5 protein-coding genes are annotated in these 5,373 nt (G+C 55.8%); all 5 read right to left on the reverse strand.

The window, feature by feature from the left end; all coding sequences use genetic code 11:
- Positions 1-408: ABC transporter transmembrane domain-containing protein (locus tag MMS95_RS23965; protein ID WP_242142419.1), on the reverse strand; the 408-nt coding region annotated here is incomplete at its 3' end.
- 35 nt (positions 409-443) lie between these two features.
- On the reverse strand, positions 444-2,714 hold the full coding sequence (locus MMS95_RS23970; RefSeq protein WP_242142421.1) for a ComEC family protein: 2,271 nt from the start codon (positions 2,712-2,714) through the stop codon (positions 444-446).
- 276 nt (positions 2,715-2,990) lie between these two features.
- Positions 2,991-3,275 carry an integration host factor subunit beta gene (ihfB, locus tag MMS95_RS23975; protein WP_004928264.1) on the reverse strand — a complete coding sequence of 95 codons (285 nt, stop codon included), beginning with the start codon at positions 3,273-3,275 and terminating at the stop codon, positions 2,991-2,993.
- A gap of 62 nt (positions 3,276-3,337) precedes the next feature.
- Positions 3,338-5,011: a 30S ribosomal protein S1 gene (gene rpsA, locus MMS95_RS23980; protein ID WP_004928267.1), complete on the reverse strand. Its 1,674-nt coding sequence runs from the start codon at positions 5,009-5,011 to the stop codon at positions 3,338-3,340.
- A 184-nt stretch (positions 5,012-5,195) separates the two neighbouring features.
- On the reverse strand, positions 5,196-5,373 hold a 178-nt coding region (locus MMS95_RS23985), incomplete at its 5' end, for a (d)CMP kinase (RefSeq protein WP_242142423.1).

Raw genomic sequence — 5,373 nt, forward strand, 5'->3', positions numbered from 1 at the left:
AGCTACCTGCTCGGAATCATAGGTAATACGCGACAGCAAAGTCCCGGTGGACTGCTGATCGAAGAAGGCCACCGGCATTCTCATCATGTGGCCAAACAGGCGGCGGCGCATTTGCATCACCACCATGCCGGAAACCCAGGAAATGCAGTAGCTTGAAACAAAACTGGTCACGCCGCGCATCAACATCAGCGCAATCACCGCCAACGGCATCCATACCAGCACGCTGCTGTCGGTTTTTCCAAACCCATCGTCCAATAGCGGTTTAAGCAGAGACAGCATCAGCGTGTCCCCCGCTGCGTTCATAATCAACGCAATGGCGGCCACAATCAGCCCGGTCTTAAAAGGAGTGATCATCGGCCAGAGTCGACGGAACGTCTGCCAGGTCGAGAGATCTTTATCATTCATCATGCAAATACCAGCATCGGAAGAAATAGCGGCCTATTTTACTCATTATCACCCTCTACGCCAAACCGCTGATGGTACCAACGGGGCATTAATTGTTCGCGAAAGCCTTTAATTTGCCAATCGTTGTCGAAAAAAAGTACCGATAACTGACCGGAGCGCGTCGTATCGCGCCATTGGATGCCATTTGCCCGGTATCTGGCGACCACTTTCCGCGCCGGCAATCGCCATTTGTTGTAACGCGATGCGGACGCCAGCGCCGCTTCGGGATTGACCGCGCGCAGAAACGGCGGCGTCGAGGACGTCTTGCTGCCGTGATGCCCCACCTGCAACACCGTAGCCGCCAAGCGATCGCGCCGCAACCGTAACAGCTGCGCCTCCGCCTGCTTTTCCGCATCGCCGGTGAGCAGCAAACTGAATTGCCCATCGTCGATGCGGATCACGCAGGAGTCGTCATTGACCGGCCTTTTGCGCGTTTTCGGTGGCCACAGCACCTCGAATTGCAGCGATTGCCAGCGCCAACGCTCACCGGCGACGCAGGGCAAGTGTCCTTCCCCGCGTATCGGGCTGCGCACCGTCGCCTGAGGAAATGCCCGCCGCATCACCGGCAGCCCGCCGATATGATCGAGGTGAATATGGCTGATAATGATCTGCTCCAGTTCAATATTCCGCCAGTTCAGCATCGGTAAGATATGCCGTTCGGCGGCGCTGCCCGCGGGCCAACGATCGCCGGTATCGTACAGTATCCCCTTGCCGTTTTGCTCGAGAACCACCGCCAACCCGTGCCCGACATCAAGCATATCGACGCGCCAGCGATAGTCCGGCGCTTTGCCACGCCACAACACGCAGCATATCGCCACCGCCGCCAGCCCCGGCGCACAGCGCCACCACCAATGAAAGCGCCAGCAGATAACGATAAGCCATCCCGCTATGCTGGCCAGCAGCGAGGCGGCCCCCAAATCCACCCAACCGCGTTGCAGGTAATGCAGCGGCACAAACACCCCGCTCAACGTGAAATCTGCCAACCACCAAAGCCCGTAACTTAGCGAGGGGAAGACGCCGCCGATCACCGCCAGCAAAATCAACGGCACCGTCACCAATGAGACGATGGGCACAGCCCAAAGATTGGCAGGCAGCGAGGTCAGCGTCAGACCTAAAAACAGCGCGACCTGCATCGGCACCAGCAACAACGTCATGCCCAACTGAATATGCAGCCAGCGTACCGGCGCCCAATACCAGGCCGAGCGAAATCGCTCGCTGAGCGGTGCCCATTCAAACCAAAAAATCAAACACCCCACCGCCAGCACCGACAGCCAAAAACTGTCTGACAAAACCGCCAACGGATCGCACAGCAAAATCAGCCCGATACACCACAGCCACACTTGCCAGGAAGAACAATGAACGCCGCGCAAGCGCAACAGCATCCACAGCGTCATCGCCAACGCGGTACGCACCGCCGGCGGTTGGGCGCCCACCAACCAAACATAGATCAGCGTCGCCACCCAGCCTGCGACCAATGGAAAGCGATAGCCAATCAAATGGGCGGGAAGAAAAAACTGCAGCGCTCGCAACGCGGCCCAGAACAAAATGGCGACCATCGCCACATGCAACCCTGAAATGGCCATCAGGTGAGCGATGCCGGTTTTCAGCATCAGCGTGCGCAAAGCCTGCTCCAGCGCGGTTCGTTCCCCAAACGCCAGCGCCAGCAATACCGCCTTGTAACGCAATTCACCGATGTTAGTTTCCGCATGGCTGATGATGCGCTGACGCAGCCCGCAGTCGCCATCCAGCAAACGAGCCTGCCTGACCCGCCCCGTCAACGGCTGGCGCTGGGCAATCGCCCAACGTTGGCTGTCAAATCCGCCTTCATTGAGCTTGCCATGTACCGGCCGCAGGCGCAGTTTCAATTGCCAACGCTGCCCGGCACACAGCCGCTGCCGTTCGGGAGCCCACGTCGTGGTAAACGCCAGCGCAGGCGCCAACCAATGACCGTCGACCCGCTCGATGCGCATCAGCGTCTGTTTACTGGCGGCGGGCTCCAGCGCGACGCTGCTCACCTGCACCACCGCCGTCACGTCCGGCATGCGAGTTAAGCGCTCCATTTGCCCGAGCAGGCTTCCGGCGTTGAAAACCGCCCATGTGAATCCCAATCCCAGGCAGGCCAAATAGCGGCAGAACGGCCAACGCGCGCGCAACAGCAAGCAGCCGACAAACAGCATCGGCCACAGCAGCCATAGTTCTGGCAACTGCGGTAAAATCAGCAGCGGCAAGATGCCGCAGATAACGGCGAATATCGCCAGATCCAGCGAAATTTTGATCGTTCTTCTCCCATCGCACCCGCCACGCGCACAAGCGCGTTACGGCAGGCAAACAGGATGAGTCAAGCGGCATGCCGCGACCAGCGGGCTTTAGCGAGAATGCGGCGAGCGCGCCAGGGTAAGAGAGGTTTATGCAGCAACTACACCGCAAATGCGGCGCAGTACGCAATTCACAAGCGTATCGTGGAGAATCGCAGGCGAAAAAAAACGGCGCCTTACAGGCACCGTTTTATATTCTTTACAAGCAACAACGCTATGATCAGTCAGCGACTAGCCATAGATATTGGCGCGGTCACGCAACTCTTTGCCTGGTTTGAAGTGAGGAACGTACTTGCCGTCCAGCTCGACTTTGTCACCGGTTTTCGGGTTGCGGCCTACACGCGGGGCACGGTAGTGAAGAGAAAAACTGCCGAATCCGCGGATCTCAATGCGTTCGCCCTCGGCCAGCGTAGCGGCCATGTGCTCAAGCATCTCTTTCACTGCATCCTCAACGGCCTTCGCCGGAATATGAGATTGCTGGCCAGCAAGTCTTTCAATAAGTTCAGACTTGGTCATAGTACCTCCAAGCTTTGCAGCTAAACTACCGTATTGGGGCGGTCAGCGACCGCCCCCCGTCATTACTCGCCTTTAGCCGCTTTGAAAGCTTCAGCCATTGCGTTAGAGAAGTTGCCTTCTTCCTGTTTGTTGTTAACAGTTGCGATGGCGTCTTTCTCGTCAGCTTCGTCCTTAGCACGTACGGACAGGCTTACAACGCGGTTCTTACGGTCAACGCCGGTGAATTTAGCTTCAACTTCGTCACCTACGTTCAGAACCAGAGTTGCATCTTCAATGCGGTCGCGAGAGGCTTCAGATGCACGCAGGTAACCTTCTACGCCGCCTGCCAATTCAACTGTAGCACCTTTGGCGTCAACTGCAGTGACTTTACCAGTAACAATAGCACCTTTCTTGTTCATAGACAGGTAGTTATTGAACGGGTCTTCAGCCAGTTGCTTCACGCCCAGGGAGATACGCTCGCGCTCTGCGTCAACTTGCAGAACAACCGCAGCGATTTCGTCGCCTTTCTTGTATTCACGTACTGCTTCTTCGCCTGCAACGTTCCAGGAGATGTCAGACAGGTGAACCAGGCCGTCGATGCCGCCGTCCAGGCCGATGAAGATACCGAAGTCAGTGATAGACTTGATTTTACCTTCAACGCGGTCGCCCTTGTTGTGGGTTTCTGCGAACTGCTGCCATGGGTTGGATTTGCACTGCTTCAGGCCCAGGGAGATACGACGACGTTCTTCATCGATGTCCAGAACCATCACTTCCACTACGTCGCCCACGTTAACAACTTTGGACGGATGGATGTTTTTGTTGGTCCAATCCATTTCAGAAACGTGTACCAGACCTTCAACGCCTTCTTCGATTTCTACGAAGCAGCCGTAATCAGTCAGGTTGGTTACACGGCCAGTCAGCTTGGTGCCTTCTGGGTAACGTTTCGCGATAGCAACCCATGGATCTTCGCCCAGCTGTTTCAGGCCCAGGGATACACGAGTACGCTCGCGGTCGAACTTCAGCACTTTAACAGTGATTTCATCGCCAACATTGACGATTTCGCTTGGGTGCTTAACGCGTTTCCAAGCCATGTCAGTGATGTGCAGCAGGCCGTCTACGCCGCCCAGATCAACGAATGCACCGTAGTCAGTGAGGTTCTTAACGATACCTTTAACTTCCATGCCTTCCTGCAGGTTTTCCAGCAGTTGATCGCGCTCAGCGCTGTTCTCGGATTCGATAACCGCACGGCGAGAAACGACAACGTTGTTGCGCTTCTGATCCAGCTTGATGACTTTGAACTCAAGCTCTTTGCCTTCCAGGTGCAGAGTGTCACGTACCGGACGCACGTCAACCAGGGAACCTGGCAGGAACGCGCGGATGCCGTTCAGCTCGACGGTGAAGCCACCCTTCACTTTGCCGTTGATAACACCGGTTACAGTCTCAGCTTCTTCGTAGGCTTTTTCCAGCGTGATCCAAGCTTCGTGACGCTTAGCTTTCTCACGGGACAGCAGGGTTTCACCGAAGCCGTCTTCAACAGCATCCAGAGCAACGTCAACTTCGTCACCAACCTGGATTTCCAGCTCGCCCTGGGCGTTTTTGAATTGCTCAGCCGGGATGGCAGACTCAGATTTCAGACCGGCGTCAACCAGTACGATATCTTTGTCGATAGCAACAACGACGCCACGAACGATGGAACCCGGGCGGGTTTCGATTTCTTTTAAGGATTCTTCAAAGAGTTGAGCGAAAGATTCAGTCATGTTGTTAATCTTCAGGGTTCTTTAGTTTAACGTCCATTTAGCGTCCCGCCGAATGGGGTTGTTTCACATACCCCGCCATTGGCTCCATGCCGACAGGGTTTAAGGTTACAGGGGTAAAATTTTACCCGATATATTGCGATACCGCTATGACAAATATGACAAAAAGCCAATAGCGCCGCCGCGCTTATTGCTGCGGCAACGCCAACACTTTCTGTGCATACGTCAACGCCTGCCGGATCACTTCTTCGATCGACATGCTGGTAGAATCCAGCACGAGGGCGTCAGAAGCGGGCACCAGAGGCGCGATAGGCCGATTACGGTCACGGTCGTCCCGTTCCTTTATCTCGGCTAAAAGACGTTCA

The sequence above is a fragment of the Serratia sp. PGPR-27 genome (assembly GCF_022678525.1).
Taxonomy (GTDB): Bacteria; Pseudomonadota; Gammaproteobacteria; order Enterobacterales; family Enterobacteriaceae; genus Serratia; species Serratia nematodiphila.